This window comes from Latilactobacillus parasakei, assembly GCF_049674265.1.
GTDB lineage: Bacteria > Bacillota > Bacilli > Lactobacillales > Lactobacillaceae > Latilactobacillus > Latilactobacillus sakei.
Window position 1 is genome coordinate 989,475 of record NZ_CP186861.1, and the last position, 18,289, is coordinate 1,007,763.

Annotated in this window: 27 protein-coding genes, 27 tRNA genes and 1 rRNA gene; 6 read left to right on the forward strand and 49 right to left on the reverse strand. The window is 38.3% G+C overall.

Going from position 1 to position 18,289, the window contains the following annotated elements; genetic code table 11:
• Positions 1-61: 61 nt before the first annotated feature.
• The 18 genes from ACPBEH_RS05070 to ACPBEH_RS05155 form a co-directional block, all read right to left on the reverse strand.
• Positions 62-1,867 carry a phage major capsid protein gene (locus tag ACPBEH_RS05070; protein ID WP_424349945.1) on the reverse strand — a complete coding sequence of 602 codons (1,806 nt, stop codon included), beginning with the start codon at positions 1,865-1,867 and terminating at the stop codon, positions 62-64.
• The gene (locus tag ACPBEH_RS05075) at positions 1,867-2,955 is read right to left on the reverse strand and encodes a phage portal protein (RefSeq protein ID WP_424349946.1); all 1,089 of its coding nucleotides are present in this window, start codon (positions 2,953-2,955) and stop codon (positions 1,867-1,869) included. The genes ACPBEH_RS05070 and ACPBEH_RS05075 overlap by 1 nt, the downstream gene beginning before the upstream one ends.
• Positions 2,955-3,146: a hypothetical protein gene (locus ACPBEH_RS05080; RefSeq protein WP_424349947.1), complete on the reverse strand. Its 192-nt coding sequence runs from the start codon at positions 3,144-3,146 to the stop codon at positions 2,955-2,957. Before ACPBEH_RS05080 ends, ACPBEH_RS05075 begins: the two co-directional genes overlap by 1 nt.
• Positions 3,147-3,233: 87 nt before the next feature.
• Entirely contained in the window at positions 3,234-5,078 is a 1,845-nt protein-coding gene (locus ACPBEH_RS05085; protein ID WP_424349948.1) for a terminase large subunit, read from the reverse strand.
• Positions 5,068-5,613, reverse strand: a complete 546-nt coding sequence (locus tag ACPBEH_RS05090) for a phage terminase small subunit P27 family (RefSeq protein WP_424349949.1) — start codon at positions 5,611-5,613, stop codon at positions 5,068-5,070. Before ACPBEH_RS05090 ends, ACPBEH_RS05085 begins: the two co-directional genes overlap by 11 nt.
• A 61-nt stretch (positions 5,614-5,674) precedes the next feature.
• A complete protein-coding gene (locus ACPBEH_RS05095) occupies positions 5,675-5,869 on the reverse strand; it encodes a hypothetical protein (protein ID WP_424349950.1) in 195 nt (64 codons plus the stop codon).
• Positions 5,869-6,357, reverse strand: coding sequence for an HNH endonuclease (locus ACPBEH_RS05100; protein ID WP_424349951.1), 489 nt, complete (start codon positions 6,355-6,357; stop codon positions 5,869-5,871). The genes ACPBEH_RS05095 and ACPBEH_RS05100 overlap by 1 nt, the downstream gene beginning before the upstream one ends.
• On the reverse strand, positions 6,354-7,166 hold the full coding sequence (locus tag ACPBEH_RS05105) for a hypothetical protein (protein ID WP_424349952.1): 813 nt from the start codon (positions 7,164-7,166) through the stop codon (positions 6,354-6,356). Before ACPBEH_RS05105 ends, ACPBEH_RS05100 begins: the two co-directional genes overlap by 4 nt.
• Positions 7,167-7,170: 4 nt before the next feature.
• Positions 7,171-7,407: a hypothetical protein gene (locus ACPBEH_RS05110; protein WP_424349953.1), complete on the reverse strand. Its 237-nt coding sequence runs from the start codon at positions 7,405-7,407 to the stop codon at positions 7,171-7,173.
• Between the two features lie 11 nt (positions 7,408-7,418).
• Positions 7,419-7,628, reverse strand: a complete 210-nt coding sequence (locus ACPBEH_RS05115) for a hypothetical protein (protein ID WP_424349954.1) — start codon at positions 7,626-7,628, stop codon at positions 7,419-7,421.
• Between the two features lie 12 nt (positions 7,629-7,640).
• Entirely contained in the window at positions 7,641-7,958 is a 318-nt protein-coding gene (locus ACPBEH_RS05120) for a hypothetical protein (protein ID WP_424349955.1), read from the reverse strand.
• A gap of 1 nt (position 7,959) precedes the next feature.
• The gene (locus tag ACPBEH_RS05125; protein WP_424349956.1) at positions 7,960-8,742 is read right to left on the reverse strand and encodes a rolling circle replication-associated protein; all 783 of its coding nucleotides are present in this window, start codon (positions 8,740-8,742) and stop codon (positions 7,960-7,962) included.
• Positions 8,743-8,963: 221 nt separating this feature from the next.
• Positions 8,964-9,215, reverse strand: a complete 252-nt coding sequence (locus tag ACPBEH_RS05130) for a hypothetical protein (RefSeq protein WP_424349957.1) — start codon at positions 9,213-9,215, stop codon at positions 8,964-8,966.
• A complete protein-coding gene (locus ACPBEH_RS05135; protein ID WP_424349958.1) occupies positions 9,215-9,622 on the reverse strand; it encodes an ORF6C domain-containing protein in 408 nt (135 codons plus the stop codon). Before ACPBEH_RS05135 ends, ACPBEH_RS05130 begins: the two co-directional genes overlap by 1 nt.
• Positions 9,612-10,490, reverse strand: a complete 879-nt coding sequence (locus ACPBEH_RS05140) for a DUF3102 domain-containing protein (protein ID WP_424349959.1) — start codon at positions 10,488-10,490, stop codon at positions 9,612-9,614. Before ACPBEH_RS05140 ends, ACPBEH_RS05135 begins: the two co-directional genes overlap by 11 nt.
• Positions 10,471-10,650: a hypothetical protein gene (locus ACPBEH_RS05145; RefSeq protein WP_424349960.1), complete on the reverse strand. Its 180-nt coding sequence runs from the start codon at positions 10,648-10,650 to the stop codon at positions 10,471-10,473. Before ACPBEH_RS05145 ends, ACPBEH_RS05140 begins: the two co-directional genes overlap by 20 nt.
• 16 nt (positions 10,651-10,666) lie before the next feature.
• Complete coding sequence (locus ACPBEH_RS05150; protein ID WP_424349961.1) at positions 10,667-10,921, reverse strand: DUF771 domain-containing protein; 255 nt, start codon at positions 10,919-10,921, stop codon at positions 10,667-10,669.
• Between the two features lie 13 nt (positions 10,922-10,934).
• Positions 10,935-11,240 carry a hypothetical protein gene (locus ACPBEH_RS05155; RefSeq protein WP_424349962.1) on the reverse strand — a complete coding sequence of 102 codons (306 nt, stop codon included), beginning with the start codon at positions 11,238-11,240 and terminating at the stop codon, positions 10,935-10,937.
• Positions 11,241-11,303: 63 nt separating this feature from the next.
• On the opposite strand from ACPBEH_RS05155, the gene ACPBEH_RS05160 reads away from it, so the two are divergent.
• Complete coding sequence (locus ACPBEH_RS05160) at positions 11,304-11,609, forward strand: hypothetical protein (protein ID WP_424349963.1); 306 nt, start codon at positions 11,304-11,306, stop codon at positions 11,607-11,609.
• Here the strand turns inward: ACPBEH_RS05160 and ACPBEH_RS05165 are convergent.
• Positions 11,590-11,724, reverse strand: a complete 135-nt coding sequence (locus ACPBEH_RS05165) for a hypothetical protein (protein WP_424349964.1) — start codon at positions 11,722-11,724, stop codon at positions 11,590-11,592. The genes ACPBEH_RS05160 and ACPBEH_RS05165 overlap by 20 nt on opposite strands.
• A 64-nt stretch (positions 11,725-11,788) precedes the next feature.
• Between ACPBEH_RS05165 and ACPBEH_RS05170 the strand changes: the two genes are divergently transcribed.
• Positions 11,789-11,986: a hypothetical protein gene (locus tag ACPBEH_RS05170; RefSeq protein ID WP_424349965.1), complete on the forward strand. Its 198-nt coding sequence runs from the start codon at positions 11,789-11,791 to the stop codon at positions 11,984-11,986.
• On the opposite strand, the gene ACPBEH_RS05175 is transcribed toward ACPBEH_RS05170, so the two are convergent.
• Entirely contained in the window at positions 11,973-12,104 is a 132-nt protein-coding gene (locus ACPBEH_RS05175; RefSeq protein WP_424349966.1) for a hypothetical protein, read from the reverse strand. The two genes, ACPBEH_RS05170 and ACPBEH_RS05175, sit on opposite strands and share 14 nt — an antisense overlap.
• A gap of 14 nt (positions 12,105-12,118) precedes the next feature.
• The gene (locus tag ACPBEH_RS05180) at positions 12,119-12,334 is read right to left on the reverse strand and encodes a helix-turn-helix domain-containing protein (RefSeq protein WP_424349967.1); all 216 of its coding nucleotides are present in this window, start codon (positions 12,332-12,334) and stop codon (positions 12,119-12,121) included.
• 181 nt (positions 12,335-12,515) lie between these two features.
• Here ACPBEH_RS05180 and ACPBEH_RS05185 point away from each other — a divergent pair, with 181 nt between their 5' ends.
• The 4 genes from ACPBEH_RS05185 to ACPBEH_RS05200 all read left to right on the forward strand — a co-directional run bounded on the left by ACPBEH_RS05185 (position 12,516) and on the right by ACPBEH_RS05200 (position 15,387).
• Positions 12,516-12,824, forward strand: a complete 309-nt coding sequence (locus ACPBEH_RS05185; RefSeq protein ID WP_424349968.1) for a helix-turn-helix domain-containing protein — start codon at positions 12,516-12,518, stop codon at positions 12,822-12,824.
• 239 nt (positions 12,825-13,063) lie between these two features.
• Positions 13,064-13,600, forward strand: a complete 537-nt coding sequence (locus tag ACPBEH_RS05190; RefSeq protein ID WP_424349969.1) for a PH domain-containing protein — start codon at positions 13,064-13,066, stop codon at positions 13,598-13,600.
• 2 nt (positions 13,601-13,602) lie between these two features.
• Positions 13,603-14,139 carry a hypothetical protein gene (locus ACPBEH_RS05195; protein ID WP_424349970.1) on the forward strand — a complete coding sequence of 179 codons (537 nt, stop codon included), beginning with the start codon at positions 13,603-13,605 and terminating at the stop codon, positions 14,137-14,139.
• 141 nt (positions 14,140-14,280) lie between these two features.
• The gene (locus tag ACPBEH_RS05200) at positions 14,281-15,387 is read left to right on the forward strand and encodes a tyrosine-type recombinase/integrase (RefSeq protein WP_424349971.1); all 1,107 of its coding nucleotides are present in this window, start codon (positions 14,281-14,283) and stop codon (positions 15,385-15,387) included.
• A 223-nt stretch (positions 15,388-15,610) separates the two neighbouring features.
• Here ACPBEH_RS05200 and ACPBEH_RS05205 read toward each other — a convergent pair.
• From ACPBEH_RS05205 to rrf, 28 genes are all read right to left on the reverse strand, one after another.
• A tRNA-Leu gene (locus ACPBEH_RS05205) sits at positions 15,611-15,694 on the reverse strand.
• A gap of 37 nt (positions 15,695-15,731) precedes the next feature.
• Positions 15,732-15,802, reverse strand: a tRNA-Cys gene (locus ACPBEH_RS05210).
• A 27-nt stretch (positions 15,803-15,829) separates the two neighbouring features.
• Positions 15,830-15,901: transfer RNA gene (locus ACPBEH_RS05215), tRNA-Gln, on the reverse strand.
• 9 nt (positions 15,902-15,910) lie between these two features.
• Positions 15,911-15,983: transfer RNA gene (locus ACPBEH_RS05220), tRNA-His, on the reverse strand.
• Positions 15,984-16,042: 59 nt separating this feature from the next.
• Positions 16,043-16,113, reverse strand: a tRNA-Trp gene (locus ACPBEH_RS05225).
• Between the two features lie 7 nt (positions 16,114-16,120).
• A tRNA-Tyr gene (locus ACPBEH_RS05230) sits at positions 16,121-16,201 on the reverse strand.
• Positions 16,202-16,206: 5 nt separating this feature from the next.
• Positions 16,207-16,279: transfer RNA gene (locus tag ACPBEH_RS05235), tRNA-Phe, on the reverse strand.
• Positions 16,280-16,288: 9 nt separating this feature from the next.
• Positions 16,289-16,362: transfer RNA gene (locus ACPBEH_RS05240), tRNA-Asp, on the reverse strand.
• A gap of 3 nt (positions 16,363-16,365) precedes the next feature.
• Positions 16,366-16,439 (reverse strand) — tRNA-Met (locus tag ACPBEH_RS05245).
• 9 nt (positions 16,440-16,448) lie between these two features.
• Positions 16,449-16,539 (reverse strand) — tRNA-Ser (locus tag ACPBEH_RS05250).
• Positions 16,540-16,569: 30 nt separating this feature from the next.
• Positions 16,570-16,641: transfer RNA gene (locus tag ACPBEH_RS05255), tRNA-Glu, on the reverse strand.
• A gap of 8 nt (positions 16,642-16,649) precedes the next feature.
• Positions 16,650-16,737 (reverse strand) — tRNA-Ser (locus ACPBEH_RS05260).
• Positions 16,738-16,751: 14 nt separating this feature from the next.
• Positions 16,752-16,825, reverse strand: a tRNA-Ile gene (locus ACPBEH_RS05265).
• Between the two features lie 6 nt (positions 16,826-16,831).
• Positions 16,832-16,902, reverse strand: a tRNA-Gly gene (locus ACPBEH_RS05270).
• Between the two features lie 12 nt (positions 16,903-16,914).
• Positions 16,915-16,987: transfer RNA gene (locus tag ACPBEH_RS05275), tRNA-Phe, on the reverse strand.
• 7 nt (positions 16,988-16,994) lie between these two features.
• A tRNA-Asp gene (locus tag ACPBEH_RS05280) sits at positions 16,995-17,068 on the reverse strand.
• 2 nt (positions 17,069-17,070) lie between these two features.
• Positions 17,071-17,144, reverse strand: a tRNA-Met gene (locus ACPBEH_RS05285).
• A 45-nt stretch (positions 17,145-17,189) separates the two neighbouring features.
• A tRNA-Ile gene (locus ACPBEH_RS05290) sits at positions 17,190-17,263 on the reverse strand.
• Between the two features lie 14 nt (positions 17,264-17,277).
• Positions 17,278-17,351: transfer RNA gene (locus tag ACPBEH_RS05295), tRNA-Met, on the reverse strand.
• 38 nt (positions 17,352-17,389) lie between these two features.
• A tRNA-Pro gene (locus tag ACPBEH_RS05300) sits at positions 17,390-17,463 on the reverse strand.
• 5 nt (positions 17,464-17,468) lie between these two features.
• Positions 17,469-17,542 (reverse strand) — tRNA-Arg (locus tag ACPBEH_RS05305).
• 14 nt (positions 17,543-17,556) lie between these two features.
• Positions 17,557-17,642 (reverse strand) — tRNA-Leu (locus tag ACPBEH_RS05310).
• 14 nt (positions 17,643-17,656) lie between these two features.
• Positions 17,657-17,728, reverse strand: a tRNA-Gly gene (locus tag ACPBEH_RS05315).
• Positions 17,729-17,735: 7 nt separating this feature from the next.
• Positions 17,736-17,808, reverse strand: a tRNA-Thr gene (locus tag ACPBEH_RS05320).
• Positions 17,809-17,843: 35 nt separating this feature from the next.
• Positions 17,844-17,927: transfer RNA gene (locus tag ACPBEH_RS05325), tRNA-Leu, on the reverse strand.
• A gap of 23 nt (positions 17,928-17,950) precedes the next feature.
• A tRNA-Lys gene (locus tag ACPBEH_RS05330) sits at positions 17,951-18,023 on the reverse strand.
• Positions 18,024-18,025: 2 nt separating this feature from the next.
• Positions 18,026-18,098, reverse strand: a tRNA-Val gene (locus ACPBEH_RS05335).
• Positions 18,099-18,108: 10 nt separating this feature from the next.
• Positions 18,109-18,225, reverse strand: a 5S ribosomal RNA gene (gene rrf / locus ACPBEH_RS05340).
• Positions 18,226-18,289 lie beyond the last annotated feature (64 nt).

Below are 18,289 nucleotides of genomic sequence, written 5' to 3' on the forward strand. Positions count from 1 at the left end.
TCCTCCTTAACGGCCGCCACATAACGCTACTGTTTATTTAACCAGGCGACTGATTATCTAATTAGTTGCTACCTTTTTTGTTTTCCTTCACTTCATCTTCGTTATCCACTTCGCCTTTTTTGACCGTAGTGTCTTTCAAATCCGCTTTTTCACTTGAGACTTTTCCCGTTTCTTCCCCGCCAGTTTCTGGTGTGGCATCCCAAGTTAAGAAAACGCCAGCTTCATCAATTGCTTTTTTTACGTTCATTCTTAAATATACGGCCAATTTTTGTGCCCATAAGTCATTATCTTGCCATTTAACTGACGTTTCTTTCTTTACTGCATCGAGAACGAACGAATAAAGATCCCCAACGAAACCATGAGCTTCGCCTTCCTTACCTAAAATATCATCATCAACGGGTAAAACATCTTTACCACTCAACGCTTTTCCTGATGGAGAACTTAATGAATCTTGGAATAAGTATCGACCATTTTTATCTTTTAATTTATCTACATAATCATAGAATGATAGAGACATCACCCAAATTTTGTCGTAACCTGATGGAACCATTTTATTAAATGCCGTTTTCAAATCATCTGCATTTTTAACAGTTAGAACTTTTGTGGCAGTTGTTAAAGCTGCCCCGATTTTTCGTTGTTCAGTAATATCTGATAAATCTTGCGCGTGTTGCCCAACGATACCACCAATATCAACCGCAGAATCATCCATCATTTCTTGAGAAATGGGGATTGCGCCTGCATACGTTTCAACCGAATAATCGACCCCAATAATTCCCATTTCCATATCAGGATTGGCTTCTAGTTCTGCTTTGGTTGTTAACCCCGCACTAGCCTTTTTAATAACCGGCAACGTCCCCTTGGGCGCAGATACCGTTTGACGATTAACATAATTCTTCAATAGATTAGGCGAAATTTTTTCTTTTAATGGTTGTAAAATTTGAGTTGGGATAACCGCTTGATTGCCAATCGTTGTTACTCCATCACGCTTTTCACCACGAGAACGGACATAATCTTCAAACGAACGTACTGTTTCATCTTTTCGTGGTTGTTTACTTGAGTTTCCTTGTTGAATTACATGCGCCATACTACGTTGCGCCCCCTTTTCTTTCGTTGGATCTTCCCGAATTTCAGGTTCATCACCTTCATCACCATCACGAGCATTTCCAGCGGGTTGCGCCGGTGGTGTTGGTGGAGTCGGTTTCTTATCTTTTTTACTTGTATCTTTCCCACTGGGATCTGGATTATCCGTCCCGTTATCAGTTCCACCTTCATCAGATGATTGTTGTTTAGCCAACCATTCTTTAAACAATTCAAATTGTTTCTTTGCTTCTTCATCATTATTCATGTTGTTCTCTCCTTTTAGTAAGTCTAGCGAGCGTTTTACCTGAACGCTTGTTTCTGTATATGCCGGTAACGTGGTTAAACTGATTTCAGTCACATTACTAATTTTCTTAATCGTATGAATCTGATTACCGTTATCATCAAGAGAATAAATATCGTCATCAATATCAAACCGAAATGAGCAACCTTTAATGTTGCCATTCGCCACATTTTGATAAGTATCATGACCAAGTTGTGTATCGGGTAGCTGGCAACTAAAAAACAGGCCCTTATCATCAACTTTTAACGTCAATGTATCTGAGTCTGTTCTACCTAGGATATTGCCAAATTCATGATCATATAGCGCCAATACATTGCTTAAATCTGCACCTTGCAGCGCATTAGGTTCAATGTATTCAATAAAAGGCATCGGTTGCGATGGCTCATTGAATATTGCCGCATAGCCCTCCACAATCATAGACTGGTTATCATCTTGCGGTAACGCCCGAATATTACCGGTTACAGTACGCATATTTGTATTATTCATTAAATCACCCCATTTTCCTTTAATATGTCCAAAGTGGCCGAAGCCGATAAATCGGAACCCTTACTAGTTGCTAACTTAATTAAAATATTCGTAAATTGTTCTTTAGTCGCATCAACTGCATCCCTAATATCCAGTTTAATATCATCACCTAATTTAGCCGATAACTCTGATTCAATCGGTTTAATATAACGCTGTAAGGAATTAGCATATAAACTTTTTGACATTTCCAAACTGGATTGCTGGTCGCCTTGACCGTTTAAATACGATTCCGGAATACCAAACGCCTTGGCAATTTGTGTTTTACCAAAATCAAAGTTTTTTAAGAAATTAGCAACATCAGAATTAATCTGGATTGTTTTTAATTCAATCCCTTGATCAAGAACAATCGCTCGACCGCTATTTTCTCCAGAGTTCTGATTCTCGAACTCTGTTCTAATAGTATCTTTAGCATCTTTATCTATAATCCCTTCCGGAATAGTTAAAGTAATGCCGGGGTTGATTGCATTCTTAAGTGTTGATAAGGTCAATTTATTGCTAAACTCTTGAATATTAATCTCATTTAAAAGGCTACGTAGCGGGCTAACTCCGATATATTGATTATTATCATCCTCACCTATTGGCATTAACCTAAAATGAAATATTTGGTCACTTCTAAAAGGTTGATCTGGTCGTTCATCTGTAAACCATATTTTATAAGTTAATCCTGCCGCGTTATCTTCCAGTACCACAGTCACATTTTGACTAGGCACCAACTCTAATCTATCGCCCCAATTAATCACATATGCATTCCCATGGATTAAAAGCTGTGCATAGACAGATTGCCAGAAATTAAACGGGTTAATCAAATCACTTGGGTTATTTAGAACTGTTAGATTCTTCTCATTTCCAGTTGTAAACAGACTACCTGAAACGTCACTACTAATTAAATTAATAACTGCAAACAAATCCGAATTATTAAGCACGGTAGCCGCGCCTAGCGTTGAATTAGCAATAATACGACCGCCACTTATCATCACTGGACTTGATGTACTCGGTAATATTCTGGAACGTGTCTGATTCAACTTACCCAGCGCATTAAATGGATTCATTAGCTCACCACCTCATCAGGGGCGATTAGCCAAGCAAATATCACGCCGATAATACCAAGGACAATAAATCCCAGCCCTTCATTAAATTGAAATACACCATAATCAATAGCTGCTAATGACGGGATCAAAACAACAAATACCATATTAGTCACAATCGCACTTAACAGCTTTGTTAATTTTGCTTTTAACATACAATCACCCCTTTTTAGTTAAATTAAAAAGCCAATTCTAATTGAATTGACTTTCTCACTACCTATATCGTTTTGAGTGGTGAGTTTTTAGAAGCTAAAATCTTTTTTGAAATAATCATTAATTTCATCACTACTCATATTGCCAAATGGAGACTTTGTTTTCTCCTCCGGCGCATTAGACCAATCATCAAAATAATTCATCCCTTCATACACTGCATCTATCATTGCATCAACAATATCAATTTTTTGGGTTGCTTTATTTTTATCCACTTGAATCCCATTATTATCAGATTTCAAAACAGCATTTGTAAATGCTGCTTGCATCAATCCATCATCAAACATAGTCACATTTTCAGCCGTAAACATATCCCGTAAGAATTTAGTTGGTTCTGAAAGACTGTGTGTCCCTTGTCTAACAGGAATCAATAACCAATTTTCTCTATTTTCATCTAGTCGCCTAATAAAGCGGCCAGTACCCCATGCATCATAGAGCATCGCTTTAACGTTTAAATCATGTTTTTCAACAAAAGTTAGCAACCATTCATAGACTTCATCTTGATTAATCATCCCAAATCTATCTTTAGTGATGTCACACCAACCTTGTTCTTCAAAAGAAACGTAGTCTAGTCCATCTTGTTCCACCTTAGCTTGAATACCACCAGCAACTTTGGTAGGAATAAATGAGTGCTGGTATAAATGCCACTTCTGTCGCTCTCCATCCATATACGGAAACGCAAACGCTATGGCATTATCATCCGATGCTAAACTTGCGTCAAATCCAATATAAACATCCCGATGATCAATATTAAAATCACCGTGCTTGATAATTGATTTCTGGATAATACTTAAATCAAGATAGGCGCCATCTTTAGAATTTTGCCACCGATTCATATTCTTAGTTAAAAATTTAGATAAGCTACCTTGTGATGCCTGGCTATCTCGCTCTGATAGTAATCCATCCATTAATTTATCGTGAATTGCTTCAACTTCTAATAATGGATTAGATTTTATCCAAGTATCTGGTTCCCATACTTCATCATCATTATCTTGTTCCCAACAAAGAAATAAAACATCATCTAACTTACGATCATCATCATTAACTATCATTTTTGTGTATGCCTTATAATCTTTGAACATTGGTACATTAGGATTATTACCCGCTGTTGAAATGATAATTAGAGTTGCATCCGAGTTCTGAACATTCCCAGAACTCAATGAATCCACAAAATCCGTTGTTGTCTGTAAATGGTATTCGTCAAAAATTGCCAACGTCGGATGACTACTATCCCCACCACGTTTACTATCGGCCGATAGTTTGAATAAACGTGTTTTTGTTTTAGGCATATATGCCCGTTCACTATTAATAATAACCTCATTTTTCCAAGCACCGAAATAGCGCGAGTTTAAAAGATAATCTAACGTTAACGAAACATAATTATATAATTGCTCAATTTGAGAAGTTGTATTGGAACTAATTACAATTTCTCTAGAATAAGCTGGTGTCCCTAATAAGAAATTATAATCTGCTAACGTACTAGCAATTTGAGTCTTACTGTTTGTCCGTGACATTGATATATAACTACGCTTAAAGCGCATTCCGTTGGTTCCACGTTTGCGCCAAGCCATCTCCATTACATAAATAAACTTCTGAAACGAGGCTAAAGTAAGAGGCTTATTGGTAGTCACATCTGGGACAACCTCAGCAAAATTAATGATTCCTTGTGCAATATCTACTGAATAAAAAAATGGGAAATCATCAGTATTTTTTTCTGAGCGAATTAAATCATTTAAGTGACGCAAACAAGCTAACTTAATCAACTTACCTGCTATGATTTTTTCAGTTAGTATATCAAAACAATACTTGGTTCCCGCATCTTTATACCTATCTTTCAAATAAATGTATTTACGAATACTAAAATCGCTAACCTTCACTTTGTTTTCCTCCAAACATCTTTGCTATTTCTTCCATAGATGCCCCTTCTTTATCGGGTTTAATAACTTTCATCAGGGTAGCGCGACTTGTCGGGCTAAACCCCAATTCAATTGATAAGGCTTTAATATTTTTTGTCGCCATATCAATTATTTTCACATTAGGATTCTGCTTAAATCCTGTAAAATCATGTGCAATAACATCCCCAGTTACAGGATTAACAACGGTTTTAAAAGCCATTTTTGTTTGTCCATTCTCCCTAACGTCATCATAGGCCGTCCTCAGCAATTCATAGTTAATGCAAAAAACAGATACTAAATTTAAATCTAGCTGCTTAATCACTTCAAGTTGTCCACTGTGCTCCAACTCACTATAAATTGTTTTATACATCCAAGCGGCTTTACCTTCTAGGTACTTAGGTGGGGATTTTTGCAACTGCCTAAAACCACTTTGATTTTCAATCAACTCAGCAGTTCGATTGCGTTGGTCTTTCCTGTCATTTTTATCTGTTGTTAATTTTGGCTTTCTGCCTGCCATTCTATCCCCCCTATAAAAAAAGTTTTTATTTCTGCAATTTATTCACAGCACGCCTTCATTGCTATACGGTCTTCTTACGGCCTTGGTGGGGCGGGGATAAAATTTGATTCACCAACGTTTTTTCAAAATTCATTCTCCGTTCTGCGCTTTCTATTACGTTTTCGATTAACTTCTCATTGATTAATTCTGTTATCTCGTCACCAATAGAGTCTTGCAGATATTCTTCGCTCAACAAATCTTGTTTGATAATTCGCATTATAATCGCTCCCTTAGCACCTTAGTCCACCACTCGCGGTCTAAGTGTTTTAGTTTGTTATCATCCATTGACTGCTCTAGCTTAGTCTTAATGTTATGTGTCCGTCGTGAGAGTAACCATAAGTTGCTAGTGTCTAACTTATCCTCAGGTAATGCACACAAACGCATTGGCACAATATGATCAACAATAGATGCGCCATCATCAACCACTTTCCCTGTCACTTGGTCTGAATACATATCCCTTGAACGAACGAAATCAGCAACTTTAATCCACCGTGAGCTGTGATAGAATGCGGTACGTTCCGGATTACGTCCTTGCTGGTCGTACCGCTTTGAATCCCGTGAACGTCTTAATTGTTCGTTCTCACTTAGGTTAGATTTCTTGGCTATATAATCCTGATGATGCTGTTTGTAATGCTGGTCACAGTACCGGTGATTAAGCGGTACTAGCTCACGGCAACCTATCTGATAACATCTATGAACTCTCATGCCTCAACCAACTTTTTGCTAATTTTGTTGTATTGCTTATAGGCTTCGTTGATGAAAATATAGCTCTGTCTTAATACATTAGGTTGCCCGAACTGGTTAATAAGTTTCAACGGTGAATTAATTCCCTTAGTCCCCAGTAGTTGTTCAATTGTTGGATTACCTTGCCTATGTAAATTCGCAATAGCCTGAGACATTGCAATATCACTGTAGGCATCCCCTTCCATTAACTTAATAATCTCGAATAATACTTTCTTCTTTTCTATCATCTCTTGCTCCTCTCGACTCTTAGCAACACCAACAAACCTCTGGCGCTTCTTCCTGCAATAACGTTCTACGCCTCTCAGTTTTACATTGAATTTGCGTCGTGACATGTTTAATACAGTCATCGTTTCCGCTGCACCAAACTCTAAAACCCATGCCACAAATTCTTGCGTGTTTGAGTTTGTGAACATCTTGGGGATAACTTCAATGACTTTATCAATCTCGTTATCCCTAACAAAATTCATTCCCTTAGCAAAATCGATATACGATGTCTGGGATGCATCGGTTACCTTAGCCTGATTCTTTTTATCTCCAAAATAATGCCGAACAATATCACGCTTAGTAAATGTAATCCGCCATAATGCATTCTTATCACGCTCGACAACCAATCCAACAAAATCGGTAAACTCATCCCGCTTAAGCGTATAAAGTTCTGTCGCGAGTAAATGAGCCGCATCTTCATCCTTAACACTTAATGCATTGGCAAGTTGATGTGAATTGGTAACAAATACTCGTTGCGCTTTTAAAATCTTAATTAAGTTATCCACCGACTCATCTCCATTTTTTATTATCCTTATGCCAGCGATGACAAGTGGTCTCACCTTTATGACGATTCAAGTAAGCCTGATGTCTCGCCAGATATTTAAGATAACCAGCTAACCCCGATTGGAGTCCCTCGCTCGGTTCATATTCTGGTCGCTGTTTAATTTCCTCGCTAATCTTTGAAAAACCGTTAGCTACCGTTCTTAAAGCACTACCAATAGCCTTACTGAATTCTTTTAATAACATCTAAATTCCTCCTAATTTATAAATCTCAATTCTTCTTTAACACAAGGTTTTGCATTATAAACACGACGAATATACTTTTCAGCATTGGCCAAAAATTTAAACTCATGATCAGATAATGGCCCTTGCGCATCAAAACAGGTGACTTGATAGACACCATCGTGTTTGGTTGATTCCGTTAAAACGTAATCAAAACAATCACTCTTATAAAGCCTGATAAGCATTTACCTTCATCCCTAACTCAAAACGTAATTTTCACAATAGGTATTTAGCTTGCTAGTAACTTGCCATTCACCAATAGCAGTGCTTAATTGTCTTAAAATCCGGTTAGCTTCTTGTTCAAATGGGATGACATAAACACCCGCTTTCTTCTTGAACTTGGGTTGAATATCATTCTTAGTTCTAAACGACACTTCAATATCCTCAGATTTAACATCAGCGAGAATCAACAGGAAAATGGGCGCTCTATCTAAAGCCCCAACTCTCTGGATAAACTTAAATTGTGTAATGCCCACGCGGTCAAATCCGTAATCTGTTAATAAACGTTCATTCATGTTATAACCTCCACATTTTTAAATAAGCATGCCAGCCAGTCATTTCGAAATAGTTAATCTCAATCTCAGTAATCTGGTAGCCTTTGTATACCTGTTCAAAATACGCTTGTCCTTGGTCTGGTAGCTTTGCCAATTTTTCCAAGCGGCGTTGTGAATACTTATGATCATTAGTCCGTGAAATGGGTCTGATTAAGTTTTTCGATGACGACCAGCGCTTTCTGCCTTTTGGATCTTTACTCAAATAATTAGCAATCCCCGTCACGCCATTATTGTTGGCACGAATCGTATTACAGTTTGCATACCCTATCTGTTGTTTATTACGACCACGACCTTTAGCCCACAGTTCTTCAATATCATCCCGTGAAACTTCATCAACACGCCTTAACACAATATGATGATTAATTCTTGCCGACTCATCCCCACCCTCAGTTACAAGAATGTATTGCAACTCATGGCCGAATTTCTTATACACACGTTTTACACGACGAATATAATTACTGACTTCTTTAAGAGCTGCATCAATTGAATTGGGTTTCATTGGCTCCTGATAAGTGAGTGTTAAGAAATAGTCCCCATTTTCAAAATTGGCGTTAATGAGTTGTACCAAATAGCGTCTAGCATTCTTTTGATTAAGATTCTTTTGCTTGGGTTCAGATACTCGCTTACGTTTTGAACGAGTCCCTCTTTTCGTATATTGATCCGCGTTGAACGTTCTAGGGATTACATCGACTTCTAAATACTTATCCCCACACCAAATCTTTTTCTCTCGTGTATAACTGCGCATATCTTCTTACCTCTAATCTATGGTTGCTAAGTTAATACCTGATACAAGCCCGCTTAACGCCTTACTAGCAAGGACTAAGAATCGTAGGCTTGGAGCATATTAAAAGCCTTCAAACTGGCTCATTGACTTATCCACAGAGAAAGAAGTATAATTCATTTGCGGAGAATTATATTTCTTTATTTCTGTGGAAAGTCTTGCCAATCGGTAAGGCTTTTTTCTTTTTATTCTGAAATACCAAAATCAAAACTTTTTTTAATAAACTCTGAAATATCAATTAACAATTGTGATGTTGCAAATAATCGCACTTTAATGGGGCGTTTATCATCATCGCTAAATCCGCCAATCTCAATATCAGGTTGCAAATTAAATCGGCTAAAAATACGTTTACGCATGTTGTAAGCAATCTGTTCAGCATAGAGACCATTAACGTAAAACTTAAGTTCTTGGGGATGCATCATTTCAAATTTACTCATTATTTAACTCCTTTATTTAATCGTCTGATTTCATCGCTAAAGTCAAAATTCGGCATCCACTGATCATAGAAAGCAATCGCCTTGTGGTAATCCTTCCTATTCGTCTCAGCAAAAATATCCACTTTAAACCGCTGCTTATATTCCTCAGCAATTAATTTAAAAACTTTCCGAGCGACTGGCTTAGTTCGATAAGCAGTCGCTTTTTTACCGCCTAAAATCTCAATTACTTTAGACCGCCTTTTCTTATTCAACAGTTTATTCTGGAACGGATATAACGGTTGCTCATCTTCCAGAACCCTAATCCTGTTATCTTGTAGTTCCATTTGCTGTTGGACTTGTTCCATAAACAACGATTGTCGCTTAGCTGGCGGTAACGTTTCACTCGGTATGATAATTTCAGTTGACATTGATTACATTCCCTTTAATATATTCATCCTCTAATTGCGGCATCAGACTTTCCATCTCGGCCGTCCAATCATGAACCCGACTAACCAAACGCCTAATATGACTCACAGCTGGATCATTGGCCTCAAACTGTGAAAAGTCCGTGCTATAAAGTAACGGTGCTAGTTGGTCCAGCAGTTGGTCAATCCCACTATCAAGCTGAGCAAAATCCTTCATTGCAATTAACTTGGCTTCCTCTTTATTAGCGGTAGCCGTTAATTTATTAATCTGTTTCTGTAAGTCCTGATACTCATTGGAATCAGCTTCAAGCGCGGCCATCTCATCCCGCATATTTTCGATTACTTCTTGTAGATTCTTTTCGCGTTGTCTAGCGCTGGTAGCAATCTCTTGTAGCTCTCCATAATCTTCTGGATACACAGGCTCTTGATGGTCTATCTGGTCTTGCAACTGTTCGGCGTGCTCCTCAGACCGTTTCAGTTTCTGGCGTAACATCTTAAGTTCCGCAACCGTCATTTCATCGGGTGTTTTAGTTGCACCATCAATCTGATGTGGTTTGTCCCGTTCTGATTCCGGTAAACTAGCAATCTGATAAAGCGCTGAATAGCCTAATTGCTGATAAGCCTCAGACTCATTCAATTCACGAGCAACCCGCATAAATCTGTTAGCCATGTCATGATCAAACTTCATTGTTTGTAACCAGCTGCTAAACTCACCATGCGTTAAATCGTGTTCCTTAACCCAATTCAAGCGGCGTCCAATTTGAAAAACAGCATGTCCCGCACTTTGCTGGTACTGGTTAATTTCTAATTCGATGGTTTGTAAATCGTTACTTAGTGGCAACGTCATCTGTTCAATCATCTGATTGCTCATCTGGTTTAACCTCCTTCTTGAAGCCAAAAAATATATCTCTTTCAAAATAAATACTTGCTACTACCATCCCCAATAAGAAAATAACGATGCTAAACTTCATATCATCTGGAAATAACAACCCAAGCCCAAAAGAGCTAACTGCTAAATAAAATTTTTTCATTTATAAAATCTCCTCTCTACCAGCCACCAGTCATGATTTTTGACCAATTTTTTTCAATCCACACCGCCATCGGATTTGCTTGAATCCGCCATGGTGAGCCCTTACCAGATGACCATTGAATAAACCCACCATTCATCACATCAAGTTCAACACGATTAGGGTCAAGCACATGATCTTTAACAAAAGCGTAATCAATCCCGCCAAGTTCTTTTCTTAAATCCTGAATAGTCCATGTCTTGCCGACCAATTCAGGTCTATATATTTGTTCCATTACACTTACCCCTCTAATCAATTCTTTGAATAGTTATTTCTGAGTCATCATCTAAATTATCAATAATAAATTGCTCCATTTTTTCTAACGGGATTTCTTCTATAAATCCTCTATCACAATGGCGCACCTTAATGCATACAAGCTCCTTTGACCTCATGCTTTCATCAATGACTGGACTAATTACCTTTGCAATACCATCGTTTTTATAAACCGTAGTAGGCATTTCTTTAGATTCATATTTAGTTCCAATCTTCATACACTCTGAAATACTATGGAGTTCTTTTTGTATAGCCCACAAAACTCTGATTAATTTTTTCATTCCTAAAACTTCCTTTCATCCCCATCACATCTGCTATAATTAGCTCAAAAGGTGGTGATAATAATGTCAAATGGTTTTGATGATATTCAGAAAATGTTGGATGACCAGCTAAAGAAAGCTGAGTCCCTAAATAACTCCTCAGTTTCTTTCGATGAGTTATTTACGGATCAGTTTATGCATGACAACACATCTATAAATTCCATGTCCGATTTCTTTGATACTTTGAACATAAAGTCTCAGGAAGAATTTCAAGACTATCCTTTAGATAAACTAAATGAATTTGTAAAGAAATCAACGAATTTCGATAGTTGGGAAGAAATGCAACAAGCTGCTGCAAATGAATATTTTGTTAATCAACTCGGGTTTTAAGCTTCAACTCAAACTGTTTAATATTTTTCAAACTGCCACTCAGTTCCTCACATAACTGAGCGGCTTTTTTTAACTCATCTTTTAGCTCATCCAAATTTGTTATTTCTATCTTCACCCCAATCACCTCCTTTCACACCCCATCTCATCTGCTATAATTAGCTCGAAAGGTGGTGAATTTTATGAATAACGAAACTAGAGCACACGACTTAAGCATTGAATTGACAAAAGTTTACTTGGCAGCGCTAAGTGAAAACACGCAAGTGGAACAAATCGAAGACATCATTAACAATCGAGTTAATCCATCAAGTAAATTATCAATATTCGACGTTTACGAAAAAAGTTACGAAAATATTCTTAACAAGCTTAATCGCGATTAGAATATATTGCTTTTCCACTTTTATCAAATCCAATAAACCTATTGGTTGGCTCCATACAACTCGCGATTGTATGGAGTTCTTTTTGTATAGCCCACAAAACTCTGATTAATTTTTTCATCCCTGAAACCTCCTTTAGTTATTAACTGAATCTGGGTTAGTAGAAAATAAATAAATTAGATCATATTCTGGAAAAAAGGTATCTTTCACGAGTAACGCTTCATCAAATCCAAATGTTGTACTACCTTTAATTTTTTCTGATACAGTCTGGTACCGAACACCCAAAAGTCTGCCAATTTGATTTAAGGTGACTTCTTTTTCTTTTCTTACTTTTTCTAAATTTGTTAGCATATTTATCCCTCCGATGTACGGTATTCCGTACTTTATGTTAAAAAATAATAAGCACTGCTTACAAAACACATATTATACGGTAGTCCGTATTTTGTCAATACGAAAATCCGTATTATTTTCTGTAATTATATTTACATGCGGAAAACCGTATGTTAGTATTTATCTATCAGGAGGGAATCCAATGAACAGAGAAGAATTTCTTAAGACTTTAATAGAAAGCAAGTACCCCAATATTAAAGTTTTTTCTGAGCAAATAGGAGTACCATACACAACAGTCCGTACAATACTTGAAAAGGGTGTTGGAAATGCACGGGTAGATAACGTTATCAAAATTTGTAAGGGTCTAAATATATCGCCTGATATTTTGGCACCAGATTTCAAGATTAGCGATACCATAACTAACACTTTAATTCTAATGATAAAATTATCACCAAAAAATCAAGAAAAAGCTTTCAACTATATAAACAAATTGCTAGATAAAAATCAGTAATTTAGGAGATATTTACTATGATAAGTATGTTATTAGCAATTCTATTCATTCTATTTCTAATCAGCTGGCTCTTTGGTGCTTATGTAAAATATCTAATAGCAGCAGCAATTTGGATAATCGGTCTCCCCTTTGCAATAATTGGCGGCTTAATTAACGCAATTAGGAGCAAATAAAAAAGCGCCACCCAAAAGAGTGACACCCGACAGTGTAATTTATACTATTTTGAGGAGTGTTTTAATATGGACTTAGAAACAATTCAACAACAATTAACAGATGCAGGAGTAACAGATATTTTTGGGACAAAGAAAGAAATTAAGGCTTTGCCTGATATGCTTTCTGATGATGAAGTAATTCAATACGCAACAAGCGGTTTTGTTGATGGTAACACCGTTTTAATGGTCTGCACTAACACCCGAGTTTTGTTTGTTGATAAAGGTCTTGTTTTTGGTATTAAGTCAACTGAAATCCCATTAACAATGATCAACGGTGTTTCTTATTCTAAGGGACTTATGTTTGGTAAGATTTCTATCGTTAACGGTGCAATCACAACGAAAATTGATCAAGTTAATAAAGATACGGCTCCAAAAATGGTTGAAGCTGTTAAAAAGGCAACTGCTGCATTAACACAAGTCAATCAACAACCAGTTGCACAAACAGCAACTAAATCAGAACCAGACCTAATTGAACAACTACGCGGGTTAAAGGTCTTAGTCGATGAAGGTGTTCTAACACAAGATGAATTTGATGCTAAGAAGAAACAAGTTCTAGGCATCTGATCATGTTTCAAAAAATTATAGCCTATATAACTAGAAACACTTTAGCAAAGAATTATGAAATAGATTATCTAATTTCGCTGTTATTAAGTAATGATTTTATTTTAAATACTGAAAATTTAAATACTCTAATTCACTCCGTTACTTTAAAACCATTCATATCAAAATATAACGTTACAATAATTAAATATAATGGGAAAAATATCGGATATAAAGCATACGAAAATATTTATGAAAAGATAAGTCAACTTTCATCTGGACAACAATTAATACTAAAATTAAGAATCAAATCAATAAAAATCAATGAGGACATTAACCCACTGATCAAAGAAACAGCTAAAGAGTATTTTACACTGATACCAATTGTGTTGACATTTTTAATATCAGGGACAAATAATGATATTAAAGAGAAACTCTCTCTCCTTGTCGTAGGTATAATTCTAAGTTTTTTCATCTTCTACTTATTTTCAAACTTAATCTATACAAGCAAAGAAGACAAATACAAGTTAAAATACGATTTATTGGAATCACTGTTCAAATAAAAAAGCGCATCCCCACTCGTCGAAAAGTTATGGGATACGCTAACTCACATACATTACAGATAACATATGCTAATAATAGTGTAACAAATTAGCATGTTTATTTCATGCTATTTTTTTACGCCAAAAAGGAGGAATTATAAGATGCCAGTCGTCGAAATTGAAAAAGGAAGGAAATATCGCGCTAAATTTTATTACCGTGATGAAGATGGCAATTCAAAATACGGTGGTAGTAAAACATTCATTAAGAAAAGAGATGCTACTAGTTGGTTACAGGCACAGAAAGATAAGTTTAATAAGAACGGTGCTGTTAAGAACGCCGATTTACCATTTGTAGATTTTTGGATGAAATGGTTTGAACTCTTTAAAAAACCATCCTTAAGGCCTGTTACCGCTGATAAATGGCTGAATAGTTATTCTGTTATCTCAAAATACTGGCAACGCACTAGCTTAAAGAATATTGATCGGACGTCTTATCAAGAATTCATTAACTGGTATGGTACTAATCATGCAAAATCATCAACAGAGAAAGTCCATGTCCACATGCATGCAGCTGTTAAATATGCAGTTGAAGAAAGTTATATTGATCGTGACTTTGCTTTACGTCCCACTCTATCTGGCGCCAAAGGTAAACCAGATGCTCTTAAGTATTTACAAGAAGCTGATTTCTTTAAGTTAATTAAATATTTAAACTCAACTAATAATGAACTTAATGTTTCTCGGGCTATGATTCAATTCGCTTGTTATACAGGAGCACGTCTTTCTGAAATAGCCGGGCTAACAATTGAAGACGTTGATTTAAAAACAGGTATCATCAACATTAATAAAACATACAATTATAGAGATGGCGGTTTTGCTCCAACTAAGAATCCTCAATCAATTAGAAAGATTGATATCGATGATCACTATCTTCAAATTTTAAAGAAACGTGTGTTAACGCATGAGCTACGAAAGCAAGAACTTTTGTTTGCTAAAAATAATAGCACTACCCCACCAACAAGCAATGCTGTTAATAAAGAGCTGCGCAAAATATTTAAAGACATTGGTATTAATAGTGACATGAACTTCCACGGACTACGTCACACCCATATTTCTTACCTGCTTGCTAACGAGGTCAACATACAATATGTTTCTAAGCGTGCTGGTCATAGTTCAGTTTCAACAACACTAAACGTGTACACTCATATACTGGAACGCTTAGAACGTGATGAAATCAGTCGTACCAAGAAATTATTGTCTGGTATTGGTTAGACCCCGTAAAACCCTTAAAACAGCTTATAAACACATGCTAGAAAGGCATTTGTTGTTGTCCTTTTTATATAATACCGTAAAAAACCACCTGTTCTGTTTAAAAAAAGGACAACAAAAGGACAACACTCTATAATTCTGTATGTTTCTCTATAATTCTAAGCAACAAAAAAGCCTTATTTCTAAGGCTTTCTCATTATCTATAATTCTGTATAATAATCCATTATACCGGTGATCGGGGTCGAACCGATACTTCCGTGAGGAAACGGGATTTTGAATCCCGCGCGTCTGCCAATTCCGCCACACCGGCATCTTACAGAACGTTTAAGGTTAGCGCCTAAACGCAAAGGCGGTAACCGGATTTGAACCGGTGATAAAGGTTTTGCAGACCTCTGCCTTACCACTTGGCTATACCGCCATAAAAGAACAAATCCTGTCCTTGAAATTGGGCTAGCTGGATTCGAACCAACGCATGACAGGATCAAAACCTGTTGCCTTACCGCTTGGCCATAGCCCAATAATAAAAGGCGGTATGTGGGAATCGAACCCACGTGTGTCGGATCCACAAACCGATGTGTTAACCACTTCACCAATACCGCCATTATTAACATGAATAATTATACCATAGTCGCAATGTTTATGCAACATATAATATAAACAGGGATAGTAGGAATTGAACCCACACTGACGGTTTTGGAGACCGTAGTTCTACCTTTAAACTATATCCCTATAAATATGGAGGAGAGTGGATTCGAACCACCGAACCCGAAGGAGCGGATTTACAGTCCGCCGCGTTTAGCCACTTCGCTACTCCTCCAAAAATGGCGCAGGACAGAATCGAACTGCCGACACATGGAGCTTCAATCCATTGCTCTACCAACTGAGCTACTGAGCCATTTTGAAACGGTCACAACGGGACTCGAACCCGTGATCTCCTGCGTGACAGGCAGGCGTCCTAACCAGCTAGACCATGCGACCAAATTGCGGGAGTAGGGTTTGAACCTACGACCTTCGGGTTATGAGCCCGACGAGCTACCAGACTGCTCCATCCCGCGATAATATAAAGGAGAATGAGAGATTCGAACTCTCGCGTGGGCAGAACCCACCTGACGGTTTTCAAGACCGTTCCCTTCAGCCAGACTTGGGTAATTCTCCATAAAAACTATAAATGTAACAATGTTACAATGACCCGTACGGGATTTGAACCCATGATACCGCCGTGAAAGGGCGGTGTCTTAACCACTTGACCAACGGGCCATACAAAACGGAGAAGGAGGGATTTGAACCCTCGCGCCAGTTTCCCGACCTACACCCTTAGCAGGGGCGCCTCTTCAGCCACTTGAGTACTTCTCCAAATATTTAGATAATGGGCCTAAATGGACTCGAACCATCGACCTCACGCTTATCAGGCGTGCGCTCTAACCAGCTGAGCTATAGGCCCATGAAAAGCGGGTGACGAGAATCGGACTCGCGACAACAGCTTGGAAGGCTGTGGTTTTACCACTAAACTACACCCGCATATTCATGATATGGCGCAGGACAGAATCGAACTGCCGACACATGGAGCTTCAATCCATTGCTCTACCAACTGAGCTACTGAGCCATTTAAACGGTCACAACGGGACTCGAACCCGTGATCTCCTGCGTGACAGGCAGGCGTCCTAACCAGCTAGACCATGCGACCAATTGCGGGAGTAGGGTTTGAACCTACGACCTTCGGGTTATGAGCCCGACGAGCTACCAGACTGCTCCATCCCGCGATAATATAAAAATATTATAACCACCTACAAAATCTCACCAAACGATGGACCTTGTAGGACTCGAACCTACGACCGGGCGGTTATGAGCCGTCTGCTCTAACCAACTGAGCTAAAGGTCCAAGTTTTTTGAAAATAGCGGCGAAGGGGATCGAACCCCCGACCTCCCGGGTATGAACCGGACGCTCTAGCCAGCTGAGCTACACCGCCAAAAAACTTAAATTTATAACATGTAACTTACGTTACAATCGGGAAAACAGGATTCGAACCTGCGACCCCCTGGTCCCAAACCAGGTGCTCTACCAAGCTGAGCTATTTCCCGTTATATGCACCCAGTAGGAGTCGAACCTACAACCTTCTGATTCGTAGTCAGACACTCTATCCAGTTGCGCTATGGGTGCATTTTTCATTATGATGCCGAGGACCGGAATCGAACCGGTACGGTAGTCACCTACCGCGGGATTTTAAGTCCCGTGCGTCTGCCAGTTCCGCCACCCCGGCTTAATCATAATGAAAGCGGAAGACGGGATTCGAACCCGCGACCCCCACCATGGCAAGGTGATGTTCTACCACTGAACTACTTCCGCATCTTAATGCCGACTAGACGATTCGAACGCCCGACCCTCTGATTACAAATCAGATGCTCTACCAACTGAGCTAAGTCGGCATAATAAGATAACTTTCATTGAATATTCAATTGAATGCGGGTGAAGGGACTTGAACCCCCACGTCTATATAGACACTAGAACCTAAATCTAGCGCGTCTGCCAATTCCGCCACACCCGCATTTTGGCGTGTAACTTGGCCGATGAGTCGTGACAGGCTCGAACTGTCGACCCTCTGATTAAAAGTCAGATGCTCTACCAACTGAGCTAACGACTCAATGGAGGTTACAGGGCTCGAACCTGTGACCCTCTGCTTGTAAGGCAGACGCTCTCCCAACTGAGCTAAACCTCCATTAAATATAGCGTGGCAACGTCCTATCCTCGCAGGTAGTTTCCCACCAACTACTATCGGCGCTAAGAAGCTTAACTACTGTGTTCGACATGGGAACAGGTGTATCCTTCTTGCTATCGCCACCACACTATTTTGTGCTTTCGCACTGAGAAGAACTTCGTTCTCTCAAAACTGCATAATAAGTAATATTT